At 65.4% G+C, this 19622-nt stretch carries 28 protein-coding genes and 3 pseudogenes; 18 read left to right on the top strand and 13 right to left on the bottom strand.

Annotation, left to right across the window (positions count from 1 at the left end):
• The 3 genes and pseudogenes from EAH89_RS28445 to EAH89_RS33270 all read right to left on the bottom strand — a co-directional run.
• Positions 1–234, bottom strand: a pseudogene (locus EAH89_RS28445) (IS6 family transposase); the annotation flags it as partial.
• A 197-nt stretch (positions 235–431) separates the two neighbouring features.
• Entirely contained in the window at positions 432–641 is a 210-nt protein-coding gene (locus EAH89_RS28440) for a hypothetical protein (RefSeq protein WP_140887079.1), read from the bottom strand.
• Positions 642–955: 314 nt separating this feature from the next.
• Complete coding sequence (locus tag EAH89_RS33270) at positions 956–1087, bottom strand: hypothetical protein (RefSeq protein WP_277753904.1); 132 nt, start codon at positions 1085–1087, stop codon at positions 956–958.
• A 71-nt stretch (positions 1088–1158) separates the two neighbouring features.
• On the opposite strand from EAH89_RS33270, the pseudogene EAH89_RS28435 reads away from it, so the two are divergent.
• Positions 1159–1730: pseudogene (locus tag EAH89_RS28435) on the top strand (IS6 family transposase).
• 355 nt (positions 1731–2085) lie between these two features.
• Here EAH89_RS28435 and EAH89_RS28430 read toward each other — a convergent pair.
• Both EAH89_RS28430 and EAH89_RS28425 read right to left on the bottom strand, forming a co-directional pair.
• Positions 2086–2327 (bottom strand): annotated as a pseudogene (locus tag EAH89_RS28430) (transposase); the annotation flags it as partial.
• Positions 2327–2812, bottom strand: coding sequence for a hypothetical protein (locus tag EAH89_RS28425; protein WP_140887078.1), 486 nt, complete (start codon positions 2810–2812; stop codon positions 2327–2329). The pseudogene EAH89_RS28430 and the gene EAH89_RS28425, both read right to left, overlap by 1 nt.
• 156 nt (positions 2813–2968) lie before the next feature.
• Between EAH89_RS28425 and EAH89_RS28420 the strand changes: the two genes are divergently transcribed.
• Genes EAH89_RS28420 through EAH89_RS28415 form a run of 3 tightly spaced genes read left to right on the top strand, consistent with a single transcriptional unit; the run spans position 2969 to position 4165 of the window.
• Complete coding sequence (locus EAH89_RS28420) at positions 2969–3709, top strand: hypothetical protein (RefSeq protein ID WP_140887077.1); 741 nt, start codon at positions 2969–2971, stop codon at positions 3707–3709.
• A 2-nt stretch (positions 3710–3711) separates the two neighbouring features.
• A complete protein-coding gene (locus EAH89_RS33265) occupies positions 3712–3837 on the top strand; it encodes a hypothetical protein (RefSeq protein ID WP_277753903.1) in 126 nt (41 codons plus the stop codon).
• Between the two features lie 40 nt (positions 3838–3877).
• On the top strand, positions 3878–4165 hold the full coding sequence (locus tag EAH89_RS28415; RefSeq protein WP_140887076.1) for a hypothetical protein: 288 nt from the start codon (positions 3878–3880) through the stop codon (positions 4163–4165).
• A gap of 68 nt (positions 4166–4233) precedes the next feature.
• Here EAH89_RS28415 and EAH89_RS28410 read toward each other — a convergent pair whose 3' ends face one another.
• The 4 genes from EAH89_RS28410 to EAH89_RS28390 all read right to left on the bottom strand — a co-directional run bounded on the left by EAH89_RS28410 (position 4234) and on the right by EAH89_RS28390 (position 7117).
• Positions 4234–4413, bottom strand: coding sequence for a hypothetical protein (locus tag EAH89_RS28410; RefSeq protein WP_140887075.1), 180 nt, complete (start codon positions 4411–4413; stop codon positions 4234–4236).
• Between the two features lie 443 nt (positions 4414–4856).
• Entirely contained in the window at positions 4857–5120 is a 264-nt protein-coding gene (locus tag EAH89_RS28400) for a hypothetical protein (protein WP_140887073.1), read from the bottom strand.
• A 41-nt stretch (positions 5121–5161) separates the two neighbouring features.
• Positions 5162–5398: a hypothetical protein gene (locus EAH89_RS28395; RefSeq protein WP_140887072.1), complete on the bottom strand. Its 237-nt coding sequence runs from the start codon at positions 5396–5398 to the stop codon at positions 5162–5164.
• Between the two features lie 351 nt (positions 5399–5749).
• Positions 5750–7117 (bottom strand): RNA-guided endonuclease InsQ/TnpB family protein, encoded by a 1368-nt coding sequence (locus EAH89_RS28390; protein ID WP_161993817.1) that lies wholly within the window; start codon positions 7115–7117, stop codon positions 5750–5752.
• Positions 7118–7822: 705 nt separating this feature from the next.
• Between EAH89_RS28390 and EAH89_RS28385 the strand changes: the two genes are divergently transcribed.
• Positions 7823–8029 (top strand): hypothetical protein, encoded by a 207-nt coding sequence (locus tag EAH89_RS28385; protein ID WP_140887070.1) that lies wholly within the window; start codon positions 7823–7825, stop codon positions 8027–8029.
• Positions 8030–8458: 429 nt separating this feature from the next.
• Here the strand turns inward: EAH89_RS28385 and EAH89_RS28380 are convergent, their stop codons facing one another.
• Entirely contained in the window at positions 8459–8686 is a 228-nt protein-coding gene (locus tag EAH89_RS28380) for a hypothetical protein (RefSeq protein ID WP_140887069.1), read from the bottom strand.
• Complete coding sequence (locus EAH89_RS28375) at positions 8683–8898, bottom strand: winged helix-turn-helix domain-containing protein (protein ID WP_241667250.1); 216 nt, start codon at positions 8896–8898, stop codon at positions 8683–8685. Before EAH89_RS28375 ends, EAH89_RS28380 begins: the two co-directional genes overlap by 4 nt.
• 128 nt (positions 8899–9026) lie before the next feature.
• On the opposite strand from EAH89_RS28375, the gene EAH89_RS28370 reads away from it, so the two are divergent.
• The 9 genes from EAH89_RS28370 (at position 9027) to EAH89_RS28330 (ending at position 14117) form a co-directional block, all read left to right on the top strand.
• Positions 9027–9422 (top strand): hypothetical protein, encoded by a 396-nt coding sequence (locus tag EAH89_RS28370; protein WP_140887067.1) that lies wholly within the window; start codon positions 9027–9029, stop codon positions 9420–9422.
• A gap of 358 nt (positions 9423–9780) precedes the next feature.
• On the top strand, positions 9781–10071 hold the full coding sequence (locus tag EAH89_RS28365; RefSeq protein ID WP_140887066.1) for a hypothetical protein: 291 nt from the start codon (positions 9781–9783) through the stop codon (positions 10069–10071).
• Positions 10068–10478, top strand: coding sequence for a hypothetical protein (locus EAH89_RS28360; RefSeq protein WP_140887065.1), 411 nt, complete (start codon positions 10068–10070; stop codon positions 10476–10478). The genes EAH89_RS28365 and EAH89_RS28360 overlap by 4 nt, the downstream gene beginning before the upstream one ends.
• On the top strand, positions 10475–10894 hold the full coding sequence (locus EAH89_RS28355; protein ID WP_140887064.1) for a hypothetical protein: 420 nt from the start codon (positions 10475–10477) through the stop codon (positions 10892–10894). The genes EAH89_RS28360 and EAH89_RS28355 overlap by 4 nt, the downstream gene beginning before the upstream one ends.
• Positions 10891–11436 (top strand): hypothetical protein, encoded by a 546-nt coding sequence (locus EAH89_RS28350; RefSeq protein ID WP_140887063.1) that lies wholly within the window; start codon positions 10891–10893, stop codon positions 11434–11436. Before EAH89_RS28355 ends, EAH89_RS28350 begins: the two co-directional genes overlap by 4 nt.
• Entirely contained in the window at positions 11433–11789 is a 357-nt protein-coding gene (locus EAH89_RS28345; protein WP_140887062.1) for a hypothetical protein, read from the top strand. The genes EAH89_RS28350 and EAH89_RS28345 overlap by 4 nt, the downstream gene beginning before the upstream one ends.
• A 162-nt stretch (positions 11790–11951) precedes the next feature.
• Positions 11952–12512: a hypothetical protein gene (locus EAH89_RS28340; protein ID WP_140887061.1), complete on the top strand. Its 561-nt coding sequence runs from the start codon at positions 11952–11954 to the stop codon at positions 12510–12512.
• 2 nt (positions 12513–12514) lie between these two features.
• Positions 12515–13306, top strand: coding sequence for a hypothetical protein (locus tag EAH89_RS28335; protein ID WP_140887060.1), 792 nt, complete (start codon positions 12515–12517; stop codon positions 13304–13306).
• A 37-nt stretch (positions 13307–13343) separates the two neighbouring features.
• Positions 13344–14117, top strand: coding sequence for a hypothetical protein (locus EAH89_RS28330; RefSeq protein WP_140887059.1), 774 nt, complete (start codon positions 13344–13346; stop codon positions 14115–14117).
• Between the two features lie 107 nt (positions 14118–14224).
• Here EAH89_RS28330 and EAH89_RS28325 read toward each other — a convergent pair whose 3' ends face one another.
• Positions 14225–15070, bottom strand: a complete 846-nt coding sequence (locus tag EAH89_RS28325) for a hypothetical protein (RefSeq protein ID WP_140887058.1) — start codon at positions 15068–15070, stop codon at positions 14225–14227.
• Positions 15071–15449: 379 nt separating this feature from the next.
• On the opposite strand from EAH89_RS28325, the gene EAH89_RS28320 reads away from it, so the two are divergent.
• On the top strand, positions 15450–15659 hold the full coding sequence (locus EAH89_RS28320) for a hypothetical protein (protein ID WP_140887057.1): 210 nt from the start codon (positions 15450–15452) through the stop codon (positions 15657–15659).
• A gap of 707 nt (positions 15660–16366) precedes the next feature.
• On the opposite strand, the gene EAH89_RS28315 is transcribed toward EAH89_RS28320, so the two are convergent.
• On the bottom strand, positions 16367–17287 hold the full coding sequence (locus EAH89_RS28315; protein ID WP_277753902.1) for a helix-hairpin-helix domain-containing protein: 921 nt from the start codon (positions 17285–17287) through the stop codon (positions 16367–16369).
• A gap of 669 nt (positions 17288–17956) precedes the next feature.
• Between EAH89_RS28315 and EAH89_RS33260 the strand changes: the two genes are divergently transcribed.
• From EAH89_RS33260 to EAH89_RS28300, 3 genes are all read left to right on the top strand, one after another.
• Positions 17957–18091, top strand: coding sequence for a hypothetical protein (locus tag EAH89_RS33260; RefSeq protein WP_277753901.1), 135 nt, complete (start codon positions 17957–17959; stop codon positions 18089–18091).
• A gap of 418 nt (positions 18092–18509) precedes the next feature.
• A complete protein-coding gene (locus EAH89_RS28305; RefSeq protein WP_140887054.1) occupies positions 18510–18827 on the top strand; it encodes a transposase in 318 nt (105 codons plus the stop codon).
• The coding region (locus EAH89_RS28300) for an IS3 family transposase (protein WP_140887053.1) at positions 18824–19622 on the top strand (799 nt) is incomplete at its 3' end. The genes EAH89_RS28305 and EAH89_RS28300, both read left to right, overlap by 4 nt.

Raw genomic sequence — 19622 nt, 5'->3', positions numbered from 1 at the left:
CCACTTGTCGCCAGCCCGAGGCAGCCGCCGGCGGATCTGATTGGCGAAAGCCTGGCCGAACTTGCGGCCCCATTGCCGCAGCGTCTCGTGGCTGACCACGATGCCGCGGAAGGCCAGCATCTCCTCCACCATGCGCAAGCTGAGTGGGAAGCGGAAATACAGCCACACCGCTTGGCTGATGACCTCGGCCGGAAAGCGATACCCGACAAAGCTAGGGCGGGCGGGAGCGGTCATCTCACCCAACTACCCGGGGGTGATCCCATCGGGCAAGCTGGCGGCCGGTCAAGTTGACTGTGCCCCTCCATCCAAGGACGGGACTCCATCACTCATGAACAGGTAAACGCGGATCGCGTCCTTGAAGCGGCTCTCGCTGAAAGCCTTGGTCGCTACTCGTTCGAGCGCATTGAAGTCCACTGAGGACGACGAGGCTCTCAGCGCCATACTGCTCGCCCTTCACCATAGCCGGGGTGCTTGGCTTCAAAATCCTCGATGAACATACGGCGGGCCTTCGCCAGCATCTCGATTGCCTCCGCCTGCGCTTGCAAGTCTCGTGCTGCGGCGAGCAGGTCATACAAGCCAAGCATGAATTGCTGATAGTCTTCCGCATTCCCGGGCAGTGGCACTCCATACTTATCAGGCATTGCTGCGCCTCCAGAGCAAAGTTGTCCGGGGTCAGAACCAGTCCTTCACCAGGGCGGTTGGTATTACCCGTTCTCGGCGCGCCTGCGAACGAGTTCCATCCACTCCTCCCCTGTCTTGCATTCCGGTGGGCCAACTAGCACCGCCCCTTGATAGCCGGTGCGCGCCCGATGCTCGCGGATGGCCTCCTCCATTACCCGCTTCAGGTGCTCGTCATCATGCTCCCATGCATCGTCTGGCAATTCTACGAAGTAGGCAGCCGGCCCAGCCCGGTGTGCCTCAATCTTCGCAAGCCGCGCCTCAAGTTTGTTCGGCATTACGTCATCTCCGCGTTGCGCAGTTCCACCCACACCACCGTAGCAGCCTCGGGAATGCCGCCCGTGTTTTCAGCCTTCCACCGGGTTAGCGCCTCGCCCTCGAGATCGCGCGGCACCTGGAAGATGTGCACGCCCTGCGGCACAGTCAACTTGACCGGCCGCCAGCTTGCCCGATGGGATCACCCCCGGGTAGTTGGGTGAGATGACCGCTCCCGCCCGCCCTAGCTTTGTCGGGTATCGCTTTCCGGCCGAGGTCATCAGCCAAGCGGTGTGGCTGTATTTCCGCTTCCCACTCAGCTTGCGCATGGTGGAGGAGATGCTGGCCTTCCGCGGCATCGTGGTCAGCCACGAGACGCTGCGGCAATGGGGCCGCAAGTTCGGCCAGGCTTTCGCCAATCAGATCCGCCGGCGGCTGCCTCGGGCTGGCGACAAGTGGCACCTGGATGAAGTCGTCCTCAAGATCAACGGTGTGACGCACTGGCTCTGGCGCGCCGTCGATCAGGCCGGGATGGTGCTTGACGTGCTGGTGCAGAACCGGAGGAGGGGCTGAACAACCGGGCGGAGAACTCGCATCAGCCGACGCGACGACGAGAGCGGCAGATGAAGCGCTTCAAGTCAGCCGGCCAGGCGCAGCGCTTCCTCTCGGCCCATGACGGGATCAGCAACCTCTTTCATCTTCGCCGAGCCCACCTCACTGCCCGCGAGTACCACGCCGCAAGGGCGCGTGCGTTCGAGGTATGGTCCGACATCAGCGGGCTCGCCGCGCGGGCTTGATTGCCCTCTATCTCGCTGCCAATCAGTCAGCCTCGTCGCCTTGACGCCAGCAAGTTGACGGTGCCGATGGAGGATACCTCGCGGAGCGTATTGGACAGTGTTACGAGGCGCTTGCCGATATTCCCTCAGCACGGTTTTGGTATGGCCGTGCCGTTGAGAACAACCCGCAGGTTCGTATCGACAGCGCCGCCGCTCTCAAACGCCTTGGACCAGAGAGCTACGAGGAACTGGCTCGTCTCAGTTCATGATGACAGGTCTGCTTCCCACCGAGGCTGTGTGAGAACGTAGTGTCGAGGACTGACGGCCTGAGTTCCGCGGCCGAGTTGCGGCGAGGCAGGCGAGTTGAGCCGAGCCGTCAGGCCCGAATGGCCCTGACCATCGACCCAACGCCCAGGATCGCCATGACCTGCTTCAGTTGTATGCCAGGACGTGCAGGCTCATCTCGGTGCTGACCCGCTTCAATGTCTTTGTCAGGAAGTGGGTGGCGCCCATCCAGGCCTTGATGGTGCTGAACGGGTGCTCGACCGTCTGCCGGCGCAGCACCATGGCCAGCGGAACCTGGTCGAGCCACTTCTGCATGGCATCCAGTACGCCTTTCAGTCTCTGAGCAGGCTTGCTGACAGCTGCCGGTGCTGAGCGGAGCCCAGGATATCTATTTCGTCAGGCACCGGAGAGCTGTTGCCGTTCACGTCGATCTCCACAAAATTCAAGTTGCCCAACCCATCCACAAACAAGAGCACCTCCAAGTGGTCCCCTGAAGTGAGGCCGAAATCAGCTTCGAAGAACATGCCTCCCTCGCCTGGCTGCGCGAGAGGTGGAATATTGGAGCTGAGCGGGATACGAACCTTGAAGCTGTTGCAGCCGCAGGCACAAAATGAGTGGAACTCGGCGACTGCGAGTTGGGCACGAAGCCGATCGGGTGCAGGGTAGTCACAACGGCTGACGATGAACGACCGCCACATCTCCGCACGTTCAGGTCCGTTCGGCACGGATACACCCTTTCGACGGGTCAGACATACCATATGTGAGGAACCCTGGCCGCCGGTTTCAGGGATCAGGAACGCATGGACGCGCCTTTCCACACAGCCTCCACCCGAAGCGGTCACCCATCAAGGCTCTTGGTATTACTGCTGCCGTCCAGGCTGATCCGTCGACAGCCTGTCCCGCCAGAACTTGCCCGTCCGCTCGTACACTGCATCCGACGCGGCCGGCGCCCTGCGAAGCAGAGGAGATGGCACTTGACTTCGAAGTCCGACAAAGCTGCGAGAACTGCTGATGTGGTTGGGATTGGCGCTGTTGCTATTGCAGGCCCATCCGCCAGCGCGACGGTAAGCGTGAGGCCAAATTTTGCCCTTAACCACCTTCGAGCGGCAATGCGAGCAGCCCGTAGCGCCTACGAAGTTGAGCAGAACAACGTGGCCGCAGAGTTTGGTCCGTGGTTTGAAGACATGCTCATGCTAGTGCCAGTTTCGATCGTAATGGCTGGGGCTGCGCTGGAGGCTAACGCGAACGAAATTGTCCAGAATATTTTGGATGGTTCGACCGGCCTGTCGGTCACGGAAGCGCGCAAGCAACTGGTGATTGATCTCAAGGAAGATCGTTCTGGCAATTCAATGGATAAGTACCGGCGGCTAGCCTTGCTGTTCGACAAGGTTCCATCGAAGGGTGAAGCTGCTTGGCAGAGTGCCGAGCTACTAGTGAAGTTTCGGAATGCGTTGATGCACTTCAAACCCGCATGGGATCACGAGAAAGACGTACATGATGGCAAGCTCGCCACCGCCCTAAGAAACAAGATCCCAACCCATCCTGCATACCAAACCAGTTTCCAATTCCCGCATGGCTACATGACATACGGCTGCGCACGGTGGTCTGTGCTGGGCGTCCTCGCTTTCTCTAAAGCGTTCAGCGCGTTACTCGGTGTGAACGACAGTCTCGGAAAATGGCAGCTATCCTCGGAGCTCCCGACCCCGGTCTCGTAGTGGTGCTGCTGCGCCGCGTGGCGGTGGAGCGCGCCAACCAGCAGGGCGGGCAACCCTCCGTCTCAGCCGTGCTGGTCGACCTGGTGCGCACGAACCAGGAGGCCTTGGAGAAGGAGGCGGCGCGTTGAGGGCGGGCCTTACAAGAAGCGGACGGCTCAGGAGCTAGTTGTGGAAGCGAAGGCAGAGCTGGAAAGCTTGATTGGAGCCTTCCTCTCAGGCGCACTCAGTGTCAGATTGTTCTGTTTAGAATACGAAAAACTATTCAATTTCGATGTGGCTCGTGCTCAGCTGAGCCAGCCGCAAGAGGCAATCTTTCGTGCTCTGTTTGACGACGTTATCGTTTTTAGCCTGTTCAAGGATGAGCTCGCAGCGATCCCAATTTACCGGAGCGAGGATCAGATCCGAAAGGCGGCACAGGTCGCTTGGCAAAAGCTGCGGGACGACATTTCAAACTGAGACACTACTGCCGAGCAGCAACCGAGAATGTGTCGCTCGTTGCCGTCTGACGATCCTTTCAGATCTGGCTAGTCCTCTTCAGGGTCCGGCGGGACGAGACGACTTGTGATCCGCTTCACCTTTGGACTGCCGGGGCCTGTGTAGTGTTCAAAAATGCCCCTTTGGATTGCTTCTTCGAGTTCAGGTGCAGGCGCGTCGTTCGCCGCGTCCATTTCCACGACGATCGTGACGACGAGCTTCTCTTTCATGCTTCACTCCTGCCTAAAGCCGACGTCTATTCAAGCTTGGGGTTTTCTATGTGCTCCAGGTCCTCTGCGCTAACCCACGAACTGAAAAAGAGAGCAGGGCGCTGACGCAGGAGGGGCGATCTTCAAAACACGACTACTGCTTCACCAACGAAGCGCCCTTCCCACAAGTAGAAGCGGCCTGCTTGCCGGAGCGCCTCGGTAGCTTCCGGATCGGACAGGAATACGAACCCCAGTTGTCGCGTCTCGCCTGGACAAAGAGGCCGATCTCGTAAGAGCGGGAGAGCGTCCCAGCCCTGCTGCGGACTGGTTTTCGAGATCACTGCTTGGCATCCCCAACCAGGAAGAGCAGGCCCCATCCGACCGTTCGCAGCCGTTTCGTACATGCGGACATCCGCCGTGAGCTGGGGCTCGGCGGCGCGCTGGATATCGAGCCTGCTCATGCGTCAGCGCGAGACGCAGGAGAACTCCCCACTGGCGCTGGCGTAGCTCCAGCCCTCGGCCGAGCGGGCATCAGTGATCCGAAGATCCGCCTTCTGGCCGCGCTGGGCGCAGTAGTCGTTGGCCTGCTGCACGACGGAGGCCTCGGCGCGAGCTGCGGCGATGTAGGCCTCTTGGGTAATGCGGTAGCGGTTGGCGCCGACTTCCATCACGCCTGTCCCTGAACAGCCCGCCAGGGCCAAGGCCACAACCACCACGAAGCGCCGCATTCCGGCCTCCCTCACGACGCCAGGACGTTACGGCACCAGCCTCAGTTGAGGAAGGTGACGGTCTTCCTGCCGAGGGGGAAGAAGCGCCGGGCGTAGGCAGGACGGTGGCGCCAAGTCCAGGCCTTCAACCGTGTGAAGTCCTCATGGTGGCGCTCATACCGAGCAAGCCACGCCTCAGTGATCTCTGGTGGGTCTATCGTCCAGCAAGCGACAATCCCTTTGAACCTTGCGGTCTCAAGGCTGGCGTTGAAAATGGGGGCAAAAAGATCATGGGTCATGCGATGCAGCCTGGCTTCACGACCAGGCGGGGGCCAAGGGCAATCCGATTGGGGATAGATGGCGGGCACGGTTGCAAAGGGAGCGACCCCATGGGTCAACATCCGCCAAGACATCAAAGGTCCATCCTCCCGCGCGCGGAGGGCACTCCGCCGCCCGTCCTGACTGTCCGTGTCCTGCGGGTACATCCTCTCGTGCACCGAGCACACCAGCCAAGGCCGAGGACGAGGAGAGCGACGCCGGTCCATCATCCCGCGCGTAGAGGATGCACGCGCGACACTGGGACCAGGGCCTCGGCATGGGTCATCGTCCGCGCACGCGGAGCACACCCTGGGCTGTGTGCCAGACCCCGATCAAGGCGGGCCATCAGCCCGCCTGCGTCGAGGTTCCGGCCGTGCCCAAGGTGTCCCGTCGAACAGGTCGAGCGTAGCCCCCGCGCGCGGGAGGATGGAGGGAGGCGTTGCCGCCCCGCCGTGGTCCGGCCGCGTCCTCCGGGACGCGCGAGGCGTCTCGGGCTTTGCTGCCGTGTTTCCGGGACAAACCCGCACCGAGGCCGGCGTCGCCGGCGCCCTGTCATCAAGCTTAACGCCCCCAGTACCCCACCCGGCCCTGTTTCGGATATTGCGTGCTGCGTTCTCGTCGCGGTCCCGAACCTCGCCGCAGTTGGAGCAGCGATGCACCCGATCTTTCAACGTCTTGGGGACCGCGGCGCCGCAGGCCGCGCAATCAATCGTGGTGCCGCGGGGATCCACCCGGGCGAAGCGCCGGCCCTCGCGCTGGCACTTCCACTCCAGCATGTCCGCGAGCTTGCCCGGAGTTCGGTCGCGCCAGGACGAGCGCACGCCGCGCCCCTGGGCACCGCCACCGCCGGAACGGACGAGCCCCTTAAGGTTCAGATCCTCGATCGCCACGGCGTCATAGTGCTGCACGACGCGCGCCGAGATCCGGTGCAGCGCGGCCGCCCTTCTCCGGGCGATCCGGGCCAGGAGGCGACGACGCTGCGCCTTGATCTTCCTCCGGCCGCGGGACCGCTTGGCCGCTCGGGACAGAGCTCGGTTGACGCGACGGAGCTCGGGCGCTGCGTCCCGGTCGAAGCGAGGGATGTCGAGCCGCGCGCCGTCGGACGTGACGGCCAGGCACTTCAGGCCGAAGTCGAGGCCGAGCGGCCGGTTTGGGGCGCCCTCGCGCGAGACCGGGCCCTCCTCCTCATAGGTCAGGTGGGCGTACCAGCGCTCGCCGTCCCGGGAGAGTGTGAGGGCCTTACACGCGCTCCAAGGCGGAAGGGGACGGTCCGGCCGGAGGCGCAGGGTGCCGCCGAACACGCCGGCTGCCTTGAGGCCGCGCGCCGTCATCCGAACCTGTATGGGGCTGTTGAGGCCGAGGGTGTTCCAGTAGTCCCGCCCTCGGAAGCGCGGCCGCCCGAGCTTCTTCCCCTTTCGGTGCCGCGTGAACATGGCCTTGTAGGCGCGGTCCACGAGGTTGAGCGCCCAGCACTGCATCCGGCGGGCGTAGCGAGCGTATGCGGGATCCTGCCGCAGCTCCGTTAATTCCCGGTTCTGCTCGTAAACCCCCACCGTGCGGCCGGTCTTGGCGTAGCAGTCCACCCGCTCCTGCAGCGCCGCGTTGTAGATCTGCCGCGTGTGCTCGAGGCTGTCCGCCAGGCGAGCGTGCTGCGCCTTCGTGGGATAGGCCCGGACCCTGTGCGTGAGCATCAGCGCCATGCCAAAACCGTCGCACCGCCGGAAATGGGGAAGCAAGCGCAACGATTGCAATCTGCGCGCGTAGGGGCGAGGTCGTGAGGAGAAGTCGGGCTGCCTGAGCCGCATCAGCCCTTGTTCACGTACGGTGCCGGCAACCGTCCTATGTCGAGCTAGGTGTTCACCAGATCCACGGTGACATCGATGTGCTCGAGCCTGCTCCAGCAGCCTCACAGCAAGCAGGTTCTAAACGCCTGACGCAAAAAGGCCGGCAAGGGGGGCGCCCCGCCGGCCTTTCTAATTCTCAGAGCGAGAGGAGCTAACCCCATCCTGAGAAGTCCGAGGGGGGCTGGTGCGGTTAGGTGCAGCTAACCGCAACAGCCCAGGCCTTTTCCACGACGACGCTACATCAAAGGGACGGTTAGTTCTTGGCCCTCTCGGTGAGCCGGATTGAACCACCGGAAAGTTAACGAGACGTTGAGAGTTGGCGGTTTGCTTAGGGAAGAACACCGCGATGTGTAGGCTAGATCGTAAGGAGCGCGACCCGAAGGGGGCTGGGAACCAATGCCTTAATTACGGCAAGGCGAGAATGTTGGCTCAGCTAAAAATAACAGCTGCGAGCCTTCACGTGTGACAATCAAGCTGCTATAGTTGTGATAACGTAACTGAATAGCTGCGGTACCACCGATGAGGATGAGTGAGCGGCAGACGCTGGTAGCAGCGCGTGCCATGATGGAAGCCTGCGACGCGGCGGATGCGCGGGCAGCGATCAATCCTTCGCTTAATGCGGAGTTGGAGTGCTTCAAGGCAGTCGTGGCTGTTAGCGCCAAGATTGCGGAAGATGCTCGAGAGCGTCAGGCGCTCAGAACCGCTGCTATAGACCTGACCGTTGGTCTTGTTGTGATAGCGCGTCTTGCGTGGGTGTTCCTGGCCTAATTCGACCTTGTGTGAGGCATATCGGTCAGGGCACGGCGCCTACCTCGCCCTGTTTACGTAAGGGGCCGGCAACTGCGCTGTGTCGAGCCAGGCGGCCACCAGCTCCACGATCGCGTCCAGACGCCCGATACCGCCCCACAGGCCGCGCGGCCCGTGCGGGAAGCCTTCCAGGGCGAAGGTGTAGTTCGTGCCCTTCTCGTTCGAGCTGATGACGGCACCCCGGTACTCATAAGTCCGGTCTGCCCCCGTCGCTGGTCGGCTTGGTGATACAGGGTCTGTGGGGTGCCGGCGTGTCGGGCGGCATTCGAGGATAGCGACCAGCCCTGGGCAGCCCTTAGCCCCGCCGGTTACGGCCCGGGAGATAGATCGAGAGGCCGAAGGCGAGCACCGCCAGTGGGGCCAGCACGAAGGCGACAAGGGCAGAGCCGGTCATTCTTCGATCCTCGCGAGGGTTGCCGCAGCCATTCCATGTAGTGCCCGGGCAACCACGAGCCAAGCAAGAACGCCGAGACCGAGCAGCCAGGGCGACGGTTGGCTTCCTGTGTAGAGAACGGCAGCCATGGGAGCGAGGACGCCCACGGTGACGCAGGCCGTGGAAGCGCGATCGAGAGCATTGGCGAGCAGCTTCGTGCGCTCGTTCCGGGCGGCCTTGTTCACCCCTCCCCTTCCCGCACCTTTCGCAGCCGCACCCCGGCGCCGCCTCCGTTCTCGGGGATGAACTCAACTCCCCCTTCCTCCAACGTCCTCTGCAGCTTCGCGGCATTCGCGGCCGAACTACGCTCTACGCCCATTTTTTCCATGCGCTGGATCGTCGGTAGCGACAGGCCTGACCTTTCGGCCAGATCGCGCTGCTCCCATTCGAGAAACACTCGCGCTGCCCTAATCTGCTTCGCCGAAATCATGTTTAAAACATCACCCGTGATGTTTGGAGCTTTACGCTCCAGCTAGCGCTCGTTATGTCTCACACATCACAAGGGACGTTTCAAGGGCAACCTCGATGTATCTCTCTCGCCACCCCCACCTGAACCCCGTCGTCTCTCGCGAGGCCGAGCTGTTCACGGACGGCCGGATGACGGATGCGGTCCTGCAGGGCATCGCCTCCATGCGCGGCCTGCCGCTGCTGATCGAGGCTGGCGCCGTCCCCACCGCGGCCGACCGCACTGAGGCCACCGAGCGCGAGCTGATCGGCGCCATGTCGGGCCATCGCGTTGAGGCCGCGCTCTACCGCACCGCCCGCCTTCGCCTGGGCATGGCGAACCAGCGCCCGGCCGCCGAGCGCCGCGCGGCCCAGGCCGCCGCCATGAGTGCGCTGAACCGGGCTCGCGTCGCCTTGCGCAAGGCAGAGCGGCGCCTGGCCGCCGCGCAGGCTGCCATGGTCTTCCTGGCGGTCTGAGGCAGCCGGCCCATGAACCCCTCCTCTGCTCTCGACACCGTGCTCCGCGAGATCGATGCCACCGCGGACCTGGACCTCGCCAGCCTGGACCAGATGAGCCCGGCGCGGCTGCGGACGCTCCTCGCCGGAGGATCGAACAAACTCGTGAGATCCGCGCCGGTCTGCTGTCCCAGGGCGCGTGACCGGCGCCTGACAGATCCCGCGCCCGGCGGGTCACCCGGGCAAAGCGGCCGAGCGGCGAGGCCCTTACCTCCCGCTGCCCGGCCTGACCACCCAACCTCTCCTGGAGGCCAATATGGCTACTGCAAACCTTAGCTTTGCCGACGGCATGAGAAGAAGACCCGCCGAGCCGGTAGCGGTGATCCTCACCCCGGCCCTGCGCGCCCGCATTGAGGCGCTGGCCGCCTTCCTAGTCGACCTGCTGGACGCCGCCGACGCGCCCCACGCCGACATAGAGCCGGACACCGACGGCGAGCTCGAGCCCGACGAGGCCAGCACCCAGCCCGCCACCCTCTGCCCCGATCGGGCACGGGTGCGCACTTACCGCCCCAGCGCCCGCCAGCAGTGCGCGGCCTGCCGCCGCAATGGCGACCCCATCCCCGCCAACCTTCGCCGCTTCGGTGGCGTCTTCGGGGGTGTCCGCGCATGAGCCGCCGCACACTCCTGGGCGGCCTCGCTGCCCTGGCTGCCACCCCTGCCGCCGCGCTGATGGCCCCGCCCCTGACCTATGCTGAGGCCACGCCGGGCAGAAGATCGTCTCCGCATCCCGATGCCGAGCTGATCCGCATCTGCGCCGAGCACCCTGCCCGCCTCCAGGCTGTGAACCACGGTTCCGAAGAGGGGGAGGACGGCCCAATCTGGCAAGCCTACGCGCAGAGCCGCGACGCGATCCACGCCGCCGTGCCGGTGACCTTGGCTGGCGTCGTGGCAAAGGCCCGCGCCGCCAAGGCTGAGGCGCTCAACGCGGATGGCACGGAGAGCCCGAACGACACTCCGGCCGGGACTTGGGCCTGGGAGCTGCTGAACGACCTTCTGCGTCTGGAGGGGCAGCTATGAGCACCGCGCGTCGTGGCCTGCTGGGCGGTATCGCCGCCCTGGCCGTCAGCCCCGCGCCCGGCCTGGTGCTGTCGGCCTCCTGCCCTGACGCCGAGGCTATCCGCCTTGCGGAAGGGGTGATCGAGGCTGAGGCAGCCTGCTGCGCGGCCCATGACCTGCCAACGCCGACTGAGGAGGAGGAGCAGGCACGACAGCCCGAGCGCGACCGCCTGATGGGCGTCGTGTCCGAGCGGGCGGAGGCTTTGGCGCCGCTCCCCGTCGCCACCCTAGTCGGCGTTCTGGCGAAGGCCCGCGCCGCCCTCGCCGTGGCGACCAAGGACGCTACGGACGGCGAAATCATCGTGCACGACTACGCGGAGTGGCTGGCCTATGCCGCGCTCGAGGACCTGGTGCGGGTTGCGGAAGGTGAGGCATGAGCCAGCGCAGGACCCTGGCGCTGGGCGGGCTTGCCGCCTTCGGCCTGCCGGCGGTGGCGGGCAGCGCCGCCGCGGCGCCGGGCCCCGATGCCGCCCTCATCGCATGGTGCGCGCGCTGGGCCGAGGCGGAGGCTGGGTACTCAGCCGTGACCGAGCCCTACGGCCGTACCCTGGACGAGCCCCCGCCCGAGGTGGAGGCAGCGGCCGAGGCCTTCTCGCGCGAGGCGCTCGACATGCTGGAGCGCATCCAGGCGACGCCGGCGCGGACGGGGGCCGGCTTCCGAGCGAAGGCCCGGGTAGCCCTGCGCCGCAATCTCGATGTGGGGGACGAGGTGGCCGAGGCGCTCGCGTGGGGGCTGCTTCGCGATCTGCTGACTGGGGACCCGTACCTTGCGGCGATGGACCGGGTGAAGGCGGCGCGCACGGCGCTCGCGGCGCGGGCGCGGATTAGCCGGCGAGGCGATCCGGCCTATGACCGCCTGGACGCTGAGGCCAGGAGAGCGGAAGCCAAACTAGCGCGGGTGGGGAGGGCCGCAGCATGAGCGAGCCGAAGACGATTACGGTGCGCATCGCGGTTGCCGTGGACGCAGAGGGCAAATGGTTTGCCAGCGGCTGGCATGACGCCCGTGGCAACGACGCTATGACGGCAGCCAGTGAGCAGGTCGCGCTAGGGGAGGCCCGGTACTGGGTCACGGCCGAGCTGCCACTGCCGATGGTGACTGAGGTTCCCGGCACCATCAGCGACAGTGAGCTCACCGACCTTGCTGCCTTCGGTAATGACCTGAGGCGCGAGGAGATGTTCAGCTGTGCGGTCTTGGTACAGAAGGCTGTTGAGGAGTTGCGCCGGTACCGAGCCGCTCATTCAACGCCATCGGCAGGCACTGTGCAGGTCTGATCACCAATAGGTGCCGCGCCGTGTGAACCTCTCTCCTCCTCTGTAGCGGCTCGCAGGATTGCATTAAGGTGCTCTAATGCTAGCCAAAGGCTGCTAAGGGTTGTTAAGCCATCTAAGTCGACGCTAAGGTCCTGCTATGGCTACGAAGGTGCAGCAGATGCCATGAGCGAAGTCGAGTGGCTGCTTGAGGCGGCGAAGGAGTTCGGGCCAGCGTCTGACCCGCAGAAGGCTGGCGAACTGCGCCTGTATCTGCGGGATAACCTTGATGCCGTGATGAAGGTTAAGAGCGACCGCAGGCTCAGTTGGGGACAGGTCGCCACCATCCTGACGAAGAGGGGCCTGACCAAGAAGAATGGCGATCCCCTGGATGCTAACATCGTGGCGGTGACAGCCTCCGCTGTTCGCCTGGAGCGGAACCCGCGCGGCCGGAAGCGTCGGGCCGCGACGCCGGCCAGGCCAGGGAAGCAGGCCGAAGCTACGGCCATCCCCGCTCCGCACCTACCGCCGGCTGGACTGGACCCCGTGGTGCCCCCGCCTACGACGGTCCAGGCCGAGACACACACACCGCCCCCTTCAGGCTCTTCGGTGGGGGACACCGACTGGGATGAAGCTGAGCGAGCGGCTCGGCTGCGGGCCGCAATGGCTCGCCCCGTCCGCAAGCCCTTCCCCACCGGAGGCGGCTTTGAGGTGCCCACCAATCCAAACTGGCGCAAAGGCGAATGATCATGGCTGAGACCACCTCCCCTGCCGTCCATATCTTCGGGTCCGACAAAGGAGGCGTCGGCAAGACGTTGGCCGCCCAGGTGGCCATTACGCGCTTGCTGACCATCACAGGCCGCCTGCCCGTCATTATCGAGGTCGAAGCCGAGGCGCGGCTGGGTGCCATCTACGGGACCAAGGCGGTCCGGTCCTTCATCCTGGGCGCGAACACCATGGAGGAGCTCGAGCGTAACCCACGGCTCATCTACGCCATGTGGAACGATCTTGGAGAGCTGCTGCTGGAAAACGAGGGGCGGGACGTGGTGCTCGACCTCGGCGCAAACCTGACACGGTCGCTCATGGTGTGGCTCGATGAGTTCGGCGCGGACGGTCCTCTCGGCACAGGGGAGCGGGTCCGCTTCTATGCCCTGACCACCGGGGAGACGGCATCCCTGACCAGCGCCAGCAACGCGCTGGGCTATGCGGCCCATTCGCTTCCGGCCTCAACCCGCACGCTGCTGCTCAATGAACGGGACGAGGCGCTGTTCCCCCTGGCGCCGGACGCCCCAGCGGTTCGCAGCCTGCTCAAGACGCACGAGGCGAACGCGGCCCGCTTCCCGCGATGCATGTCGCCCGCCCTGGCGCAGGTGGTGGACCAGCGTATGCGGCTGGACGACGCGCTGGCGCAGCCGGTCGATTTCTGGGCCGGCAAGGGTATGAAGCGCATGGACGCTATTCTGGCCGTGCGGCGCCTGACCTCCTGGGGCGAAGCGGCGATGTCGGTCTTTGGTTCGCTGCCCGCCATTGCCCCGGCATAGGTCCGCGGCGGAGGCGGCCCATAGGAGGGAGGGCGTGTTGCCCTCTCTTCGTCGCGCCAGTGCGGCGGCCGAGGCGGAATGGGTCGATCTCAGCGCCTCCCTGGCTTCCGACCTCCTTGCCATCCAGGATGCGGGAAAGCGCGCGGCCGCCTATGCAGCTCTCTCGGCAAAACTTGGGACTACGGGGGACGGGCTTCTGCCGGCGGACGATGCCCGGGTTCGTGCATCCTTCGAGGCAGTTGCGCCGGCACCGCAGCCGAAGAATGAAGACCACGAACGGGAGTTAGCGGCCTGGCGCGTTCGGGACACGGCAGCCCGCGCCGAGATGGCCCGCCTGGACCGCGCGAGGCGGTTGGCAGTCTGGGGGCTGGTACCGGCCGGAGCTGTGCTCCCGGCGGTTGTGGCGGCCATCGCCTATGGATGGGACCCGATGAGCTTGGCGTCGGTCCTGCCTGAGCTCCCCACGCTGCCGATGTCGGCGGTGATGCTGGCGGCCTTGGCCGCTGGCGGTCTCTGCGCCTTACCGGCGTCCCGCGCGAAGCAGGTGCCGCAAGCGTGGAATGCCGCGGCAGCGGCTGCTGTTGCTGGGGTGGTGTTGCTGCTCGCCGCACGCAGCCTGCCCCTCTACATCGCTGCGAACGGCGTGATCACCCGGAGTGGGCAGTCCCTCGGAAGGATTGTTGTAAGGGTCTATCCCAACGCTGCCGAAGCGAGGCTTGAGGTTCTGCGTGGCAACGACATTATCCAGCGCGGTGAGGTCCTGGATTTTAGGGGAGCCTACCCGGTGCGGTTTTTGCGGGAGGGCCGATAGGGCGGCCGGGCGGTACCCGTGTGGAAGGGCTGCGCCTCAGTGGCGCGGCCCCATTCTCGTCAGAACCCGTCATGTCCGGGTTAGCGACAATGGTGCAACTGAAACCATCAGCCAGACCCTTGTCCAAACGGATCTGATTGCACGGCACGGTCGAGAGCGCACACTGCGAATCGGTTGTTCGTCAACCGCCCGCTTCTATCCGAGGTGATCATGGCAAAACGCCCTGGCAACAAGGCTCCGCCCAGCAACACGCGTCCAAGCTCCGCCTCAGCCAGCCGCCGGCCATCAGCGTCCACCACGCGCAGCAAGCCTGCGGCTCCGGGCCGGAAGGCTGCCGCGGCTCCCACTGCTAAGCGGAGCGCTCGAAGCGCTACCACTCCTACTCGGGGCAAGGCGAGCAGGGCAGCTCCGTCGCGCACCGGCAAGCCAGCTGCGTCAAAGGCACCGACGGCTCGCAAGGCGCCCGTGAAGGCGCCGGCGCGTGGGGCACGCCCGGCCATGGCCGAGCGGAAGCCCGCTTCCGCTGCAGGCACCAAGAAGGCGGCTCCCGCCGCCAACCGGCGCAGCGCGGCGCCGCGCGCGGCAGCAGCCAGGAAGACCGCCGGCAAGGTCGCCGCGCGTAGCGCTCGCGCCGCCGCCACGCCCGCAAAGCAGACCAGGAAGCCGGCCGCGATATCGGCGCGGCGGACTGCCCCGGCGGCCAGCAGCACCAGAGCGAAGGCGGAGAAGGCTAGCTCCCGGCCTCCTGTGGCCAAGGCCAAGACGCCATCTCGCGCGGCAGCGAGCGCCAAGGGTACAACCAAAACCGCTGCCCGCAGCCCTCGCGTGGCAGCGACGACGGCGCGGCAGCCCGCAAAACCCGCAACCGCGTCCAGCAGGCGCGCGGCCTCGGCTGCGAGTTCGGCCCGGGCGACAAAGCCGTCTACATCGAAAAGCGTCGCGGCGAAGTCCAAGGTTCAGGCTCGAGGCTCAACACCTGCTAAGGGCAAGGCGACATCTGCCAGCACCCGCACGTCGCAGCCCTCTGCCGCCCCGGCAAAGTCCCCAGCTCGGCGTACTCCTCAGGCTAGCCCCGCGGCCCGGAACAAGTCGTCCAATGCCGACACATCGCGCCCAACACTGTCTAAACGGTCTGCCCCTTCCCGGGCGGCTGCGCCTGCCGCGGCCCGTGGCCCACGGCGTGCACGATCAGCGTCCGACAAGAGGGAGGTGAATGGCGGCGTAGGCGCGGGGAACTCCTCCAACACCGCCGCGTCACCGCCTGAAGGGGATGAGCACCAGGCCGATACCGCGATGTCCCTTCCCGCTGCCATGGCCGGAGCCGGTGCCGCCATGATGGCGACGATGGCCGCGCCTGCCGCCGTCGGTGCTGCAATGGCGGCCTCTGCTATGGCGTCCGGCCTCAACGCTGCGGCCGAGCTGTCGCAGAACCTGACCAGTAACGGCTCGAACTCCGACGCCGACGAGCCCCTCGAGGACGAGCCACCCGCACGCGAAGTGGATGTGGCACCCTCGTCCGAGGACTCGAACGACCTCGCCTAACCCTCGGCTGAGCGCAGAGGCGGCCCTGGTTCACTCAGGCGCCGTCTCTGTGACTGCGTTGGCGGGTTCCAGTGGGCGCGGACCGCGAATCAACGCTCTCAAACGCATAGTCCGGAATCGTGTCCCGGAGCGTGGTGTAGGAGCGGTGCTCCTCAGCGGACTGAGCCGCCGTACAGTTCAGGAGCCACGTGGCGTCGCTCCCGATCCGCCGTCCTATTTCTCGAGATCGTACGCTATGCTGTCCGCATGACGAACAAGGCCAACCGATGCCGACGAGCCGAGCAAGCGCACGCTCCGCCAGCAGGAGAGCGAGGCACAGCAGCTCGCCCTCGCGCTTGTCCAGGATGACGGAGCGGAAGGGCTGATGTTCCGCCTGGCGGTTGAAACCGGTGAGGATGGCGAGGTGACGCGCGTAGTCTTCCTTGCGCTCCGGGGTGAGGAAGGCCGGGTGGATTGCTTCTGGCCAGTGCCGGGCGTTACCGATGCACCCGCGGCCGAGCCTCAGCCATGTGGAACACGGGACCAGCGGAACGACGGTCGCTCCATGCAACTCCCTTTCCCCGCCGCTGTGCCAACGTCACGCCAGCGTCGCGCGTCAGGGCAGAAGCGAGCAGAATACCGCGTCGACTTGGCTTGAGTGGAACTGCTGTAGCAGCTGGCCGCACCTGAACAGTGGCTGTCCCTCCCCTTCCCGACCTCATTGTAAGTCACGGCTCGGAGGCAACTTGGGCTTCCGGCTCCCAGCTCCGGCCGCCTGACCTCGTCGGCCCGGCCGAGGGCGCGCTCCGCCCACTCGCCTCCCCGCTCCTCTGGCTCAAGCGGTCGAGCAGGTCGGAGCGGTCGATCAGGCACCCGACGACGAGGTGGTTGATCGGCACCTCCACGTGCTCGGTGACGCGCTCGACCCTGCCCTCGGCCACGAGGAGGTGGGCGCCCAGCAGCGCCGGTCGGTCGCGCTCGGCGATGGCGGCGAAGACCACAAGATTGCCCGTGCCAAACTCGTCCTCGACCGTCAGGAAGACCACGCCCTTGGACGTGCCCGGCCGCTGGCGCAGGAGGACGACGCCGGGCAGGCAGATCCGGGCGTCCGGCCAGAGGCTGCCGAGCTGGCGGGTGTCGCCCAGCCCCAGGCGGTCCAGCGCGGGGCGGAGGATCGCCATGGGGTGCCGCGCCAGCCTCAGGCCCGTGGCGCGGTAGTCGTCCACCACCTCCTCGCCCTCTCCCTGCCGGGGCAGGGCCGCCTCGGGCTCGTCCATTAGCGGCGCACTGGCCGCCATCGCCGCCGCGGCCGTGTCCCGCGCGACCGCAAAGAGCGGCAGCTGCTGCGGCCCGCTCGCCGCCACCGCCGCATCCCACACCGCCCGCCGCCGCAGGCTCCCCGTGGCCACGAAAGCATTCGCGGCCGCCAGCGCCTCCAGCGCCCGCCGGCCCACGTCGGCACGGATGGCGGCGTCCTCCACCGAGGCGAAGGGCGCCCCGTTGCGGGCGCGCCGGGCCCGCAGCAGCGCCTGCGCCTCCGCCTCGGGCAAGCCGGTGACGAGGCGCAGCCCCAGCCGGAGCGCCAGCCCGCCGCGGCTCTCCCACTCGGGCTCGAGCGTGCTGTTCCAGTCGGACACGTTCACGTCCACCGGCTGGACCAGCGATGCAAAGCAGTCGGGGCAGCTTCCGGAGTGCCGAGGACGCCCACGATGCAGCGCAGGCGGAGCTCGGGGGGGGGCGGCGGCCACGCTGACGAGGTAGTGCTGATGCTCCCTCACCCTTTCCGTGCGCAGAAAGGCGGGGTGTGAAAGGTGAAACTCAGCCGCTCAGTCCTGACCTTCGCTGTTGGTGGCCCCCACGGAGGAAGATGCAGACTGACGGAGCCGCAGCTCCTCCTTGAGGGCCGCCAGCTTGAGCTCCGTCGCTTCGACTTGCCGAAGCAAGTTCCTCTCAGACATACCACTCAAGCCGACTAAACTGCTGTCGATGATGGCGCTTCGTGCGTTGTTCCAACTGTTGGTCATATTATATCAACTCACAGTTTGCGGTGCCGTTCAGCTCAACCTTTTATGGTTACTGCAAGTTGCACTAATGGGTATCAGTGAGTAAACGCGTCCTTTCCCATTGGCGAGATAACTGCGGGAACCTTCATCCTGTTGGTTGTTGTAGGCTCCTCGCTATCGAGCAGGAGATTGGCAATGGCGAAGGGGCGCTTGCTGTACGACAGCGAGAACGGCGATCGGTGGCTCCTCATACGGGGGCCCGAACCAGAGCGCGTGTTCGTCCGGCATGAACCCAGTTCGGCCTCAGGAGGCAGGATGGCGGATCTCGAGATCGGCGAGTTCCTGATCCGCGGTGTGTACGGGCCAGAGCACCTAGAGCTGCTGAGGCTTATCGGGTCGCTCGTGCAGGAGGAAGGATTAGCAACAGAACACACCGTCGAGGGCGAGTAACCGTTCTGTAAATGAATCGGGCCGATCAGAGCGCCATCGAGCAACCCCAAGATGGGTGAATGTTCTTCATGGGCTCAAAGCTCGCGCTGACCGATGTTCAGATCGTCGTTGAGCGCCGTCGCCGCGGTTCTGCCGTATGGTTCTGGCGGCTGATTGAGGATCGGCCGGCATCGGGCCTCGAACCACTGCTCGAGGCCTCTTGTGGCTATCGCAGCGCTCAGTGCGCCTACGAGGCGGGACAGGCTGCAGTCAGGCACTTGCAGGAAAATTCCTGCCTTCCTCCCTCGACAAGTCAGATCAACAGCGTGCGGCAAGTGGACCGGCGCAGGAGGATTACCGTCGCTGCGCCGGTCCGGATTGACCCTCCCCCGTGTTGGTGGACACCTCAGATAAGCTCCTGCGGGAGCGAGGTGCCCTGATGACGAGCAAGACGCGACGGGAGTTTACGGAGGAGTTCAAGCGGGAGGCGGTGTTGCTGCTGGAGAGCAGCGGCCGCCCTCTGATGCAGGTGGCGAGGGAGTTTGGGATCGAGCCATCGATGCTGCGGAACTGGCGGGCGCGAGGTCATGGACCAGCGGGATTGGCTGCAGGGCAAGGGGGTACTGGCAAGGTAACGCTGCCCGCTTCACCGGAGCAGGCCGAGATTCGGCAGCTTCGGAAGGAGCTCGAGCGGGCGCAGATGGAGCGCGACATCCTAAGAAAAGCTATCGGCATCTTCTCGGGCCCGCCGAGATGAGGTTCCGTTTCATCGAGGACCATCGCGAGATGTTCCTTGTGCGGGTGATGTGCTCGGTCCTGGAGGTGAGCGCCAGCGGCTACTATGCGTGGAGGGGCCGGTCCGAGAGCATCCGCTCGCAGGCCAACCAGGCCTTGCTTGGGGACATCCGCCGTGTGCATGCCGAGAGCCGACGCCGCTACGGCAGTCCACGGGTCCATGCGGCCCTGCAAGCCGAGGGGCAGCGGATGGGCCGCAACCGGGTGGCGCGCCTGATGCGGCAGCACGGCATCGGAGTACGGACCAAACGCCGCTTCCGGGTGACCACCAACAGCAAGCACAGCTTCCCCGTCGCCCCCAACCTTCTGGACCGCCAGTTCACCGCTCCCGGACCCAACAGGGTGTGGCTGGCGGACATGACGTACATTCCAACTGGTGAGGGCTGGCTGTATCTCGCCGTCGTGCTGGATCTCTTCTCACGCAAAGTGGTCGGCTGGGCCATGCGCGAGACCATGGCTCAGGAGCTGACGATCGCTGCCCTGCAGATGGCGATCACCAACCGCCGACCAGGTCCGGAACTGCTGCTGCACTCGGACCGCGGGAGCCAATACGCTGCGCACGGCTACCGCCGCCTGCTCGCCAAGCACGGCATGCTCTGCTCCATGAGCCGAAAAGGTGATTGCTGGGACAACGCCCCCATGGAAAGCTTTTTTGGCAGCCTCAAGACCGAACTCGGGGAGGACGAGCCGTTCCCGACCCGACAAGCCGCAAGATCTGCCCTCTTCGCCTTCATCGAAGCCTTCTACAACCGAACCC

Source organism: Muricoccus nepalensis, assembly GCF_006438825.1.
Lineage (GTDB): Bacteria > Pseudomonadota > Alphaproteobacteria > Acetobacterales > Acetobacteraceae > Roseomonas > Roseomonas nepalensis.
The sequence above is the reverse complement of the archived record's forward strand: the minus strand, read 5'-3'. Positions and strand labels throughout refer to the sequence as shown.

Bases quoted from the DNA above. Each gene is read 5' to 3' on its own strand.
- EAH89_RS28440 (WP_140887079.1), bottom strand. From the start codon at position 641: ATGCCTGATAAGTATGGAGTGCCACTGCCCGGGAATGCGGAAGACTAT.
- EAH89_RS28370 (WP_140887067.1), top strand. From the start codon at position 9,027: ATGTATCTCTCTCGCCACCCCCACCTGAACCCCGTCGTCTCTCGCGAG.
- EAH89_RS28345 (WP_140887062.1), top strand. From the start codon at position 11,433: ATGAGCGAGCCGAAGACGATTACGGTGCGCATCGCGGTTGCCGTGGAC.
- EAH89_RS28400 (WP_140887073.1), bottom strand. From the start codon at position 5,120: ATGCGGCGCTTCGTGGTGGTTGTGGCCTTGGCCCTGGCGGGCTGTTCA.
- EAH89_RS28305 (WP_140887054.1), top strand. From the start codon at position 18,510: ATGACGAGCAAGACGCGACGGGAGTTTACGGAGGAGTTCAAGCGGGAG.
- EAH89_RS33260 (WP_277753901.1), top strand. From the start codon at position 17,957: ATGGCGGATCTCGAGATCGGCGAGTTCCTGATCCGCGGTGTGTACGGG.
- EAH89_RS28355 (WP_140887064.1), top strand. From the start codon at position 10,475: ATGAGCACCGCGCGTCGTGGCCTGCTGGGCGGTATCGCCGCCCTGGCC.
- EAH89_RS28410 (WP_140887075.1), bottom strand. From the start codon at position 4,413: ATGAAAGAGAAGCTCGTCGTCACGATCGTCGTGGAAATGGACGCGGCG.
- EAH89_RS28335 (WP_140887060.1), top strand. From the start codon at position 12,515: ATGGCTGAGACCACCTCCCCTGCCGTCCATATCTTCGGGTCCGACAAA.
- EAH89_RS28395 (WP_140887072.1), bottom strand. From the start codon at position 5,398: ATGACCCATGATCTTTTTGCCCCCATTTTCAACGCCAGCCTTGAGACC.
- EAH89_RS28385 (WP_140887070.1), top strand. From the start codon at position 7,823: ATGATGGAAGCCTGCGACGCGGCGGATGCGCGGGCAGCGATCAATCCT.
- EAH89_RS28360 (WP_140887065.1), top strand. From the start codon at position 10,068: ATGAGCCGCCGCACACTCCTGGGCGGCCTCGCTGCCCTGGCTGCCACC.
- EAH89_RS28350 (WP_140887063.1), top strand. From the start codon at position 10,891: ATGAGCCAGCGCAGGACCCTGGCGCTGGGCGGGCTTGCCGCCTTCGGC.
- EAH89_RS28390 (WP_161993817.1), bottom strand. From the start codon at position 7,117: ATGGCGCTGATGCTCACGCACAGGGTCCGGGCCTATCCCACGAAGGCG.
- EAH89_RS28320 (WP_140887057.1), top strand. From the start codon at position 15,450: ATGATGGCGACGATGGCCGCGCCTGCCGCCGTCGGTGCTGCAATGGCG.
- EAH89_RS28340 (WP_140887061.1), top strand. From the start codon at position 11,952: ATGAGCGAAGTCGAGTGGCTGCTTGAGGCGGCGAAGGAGTTCGGGCCA.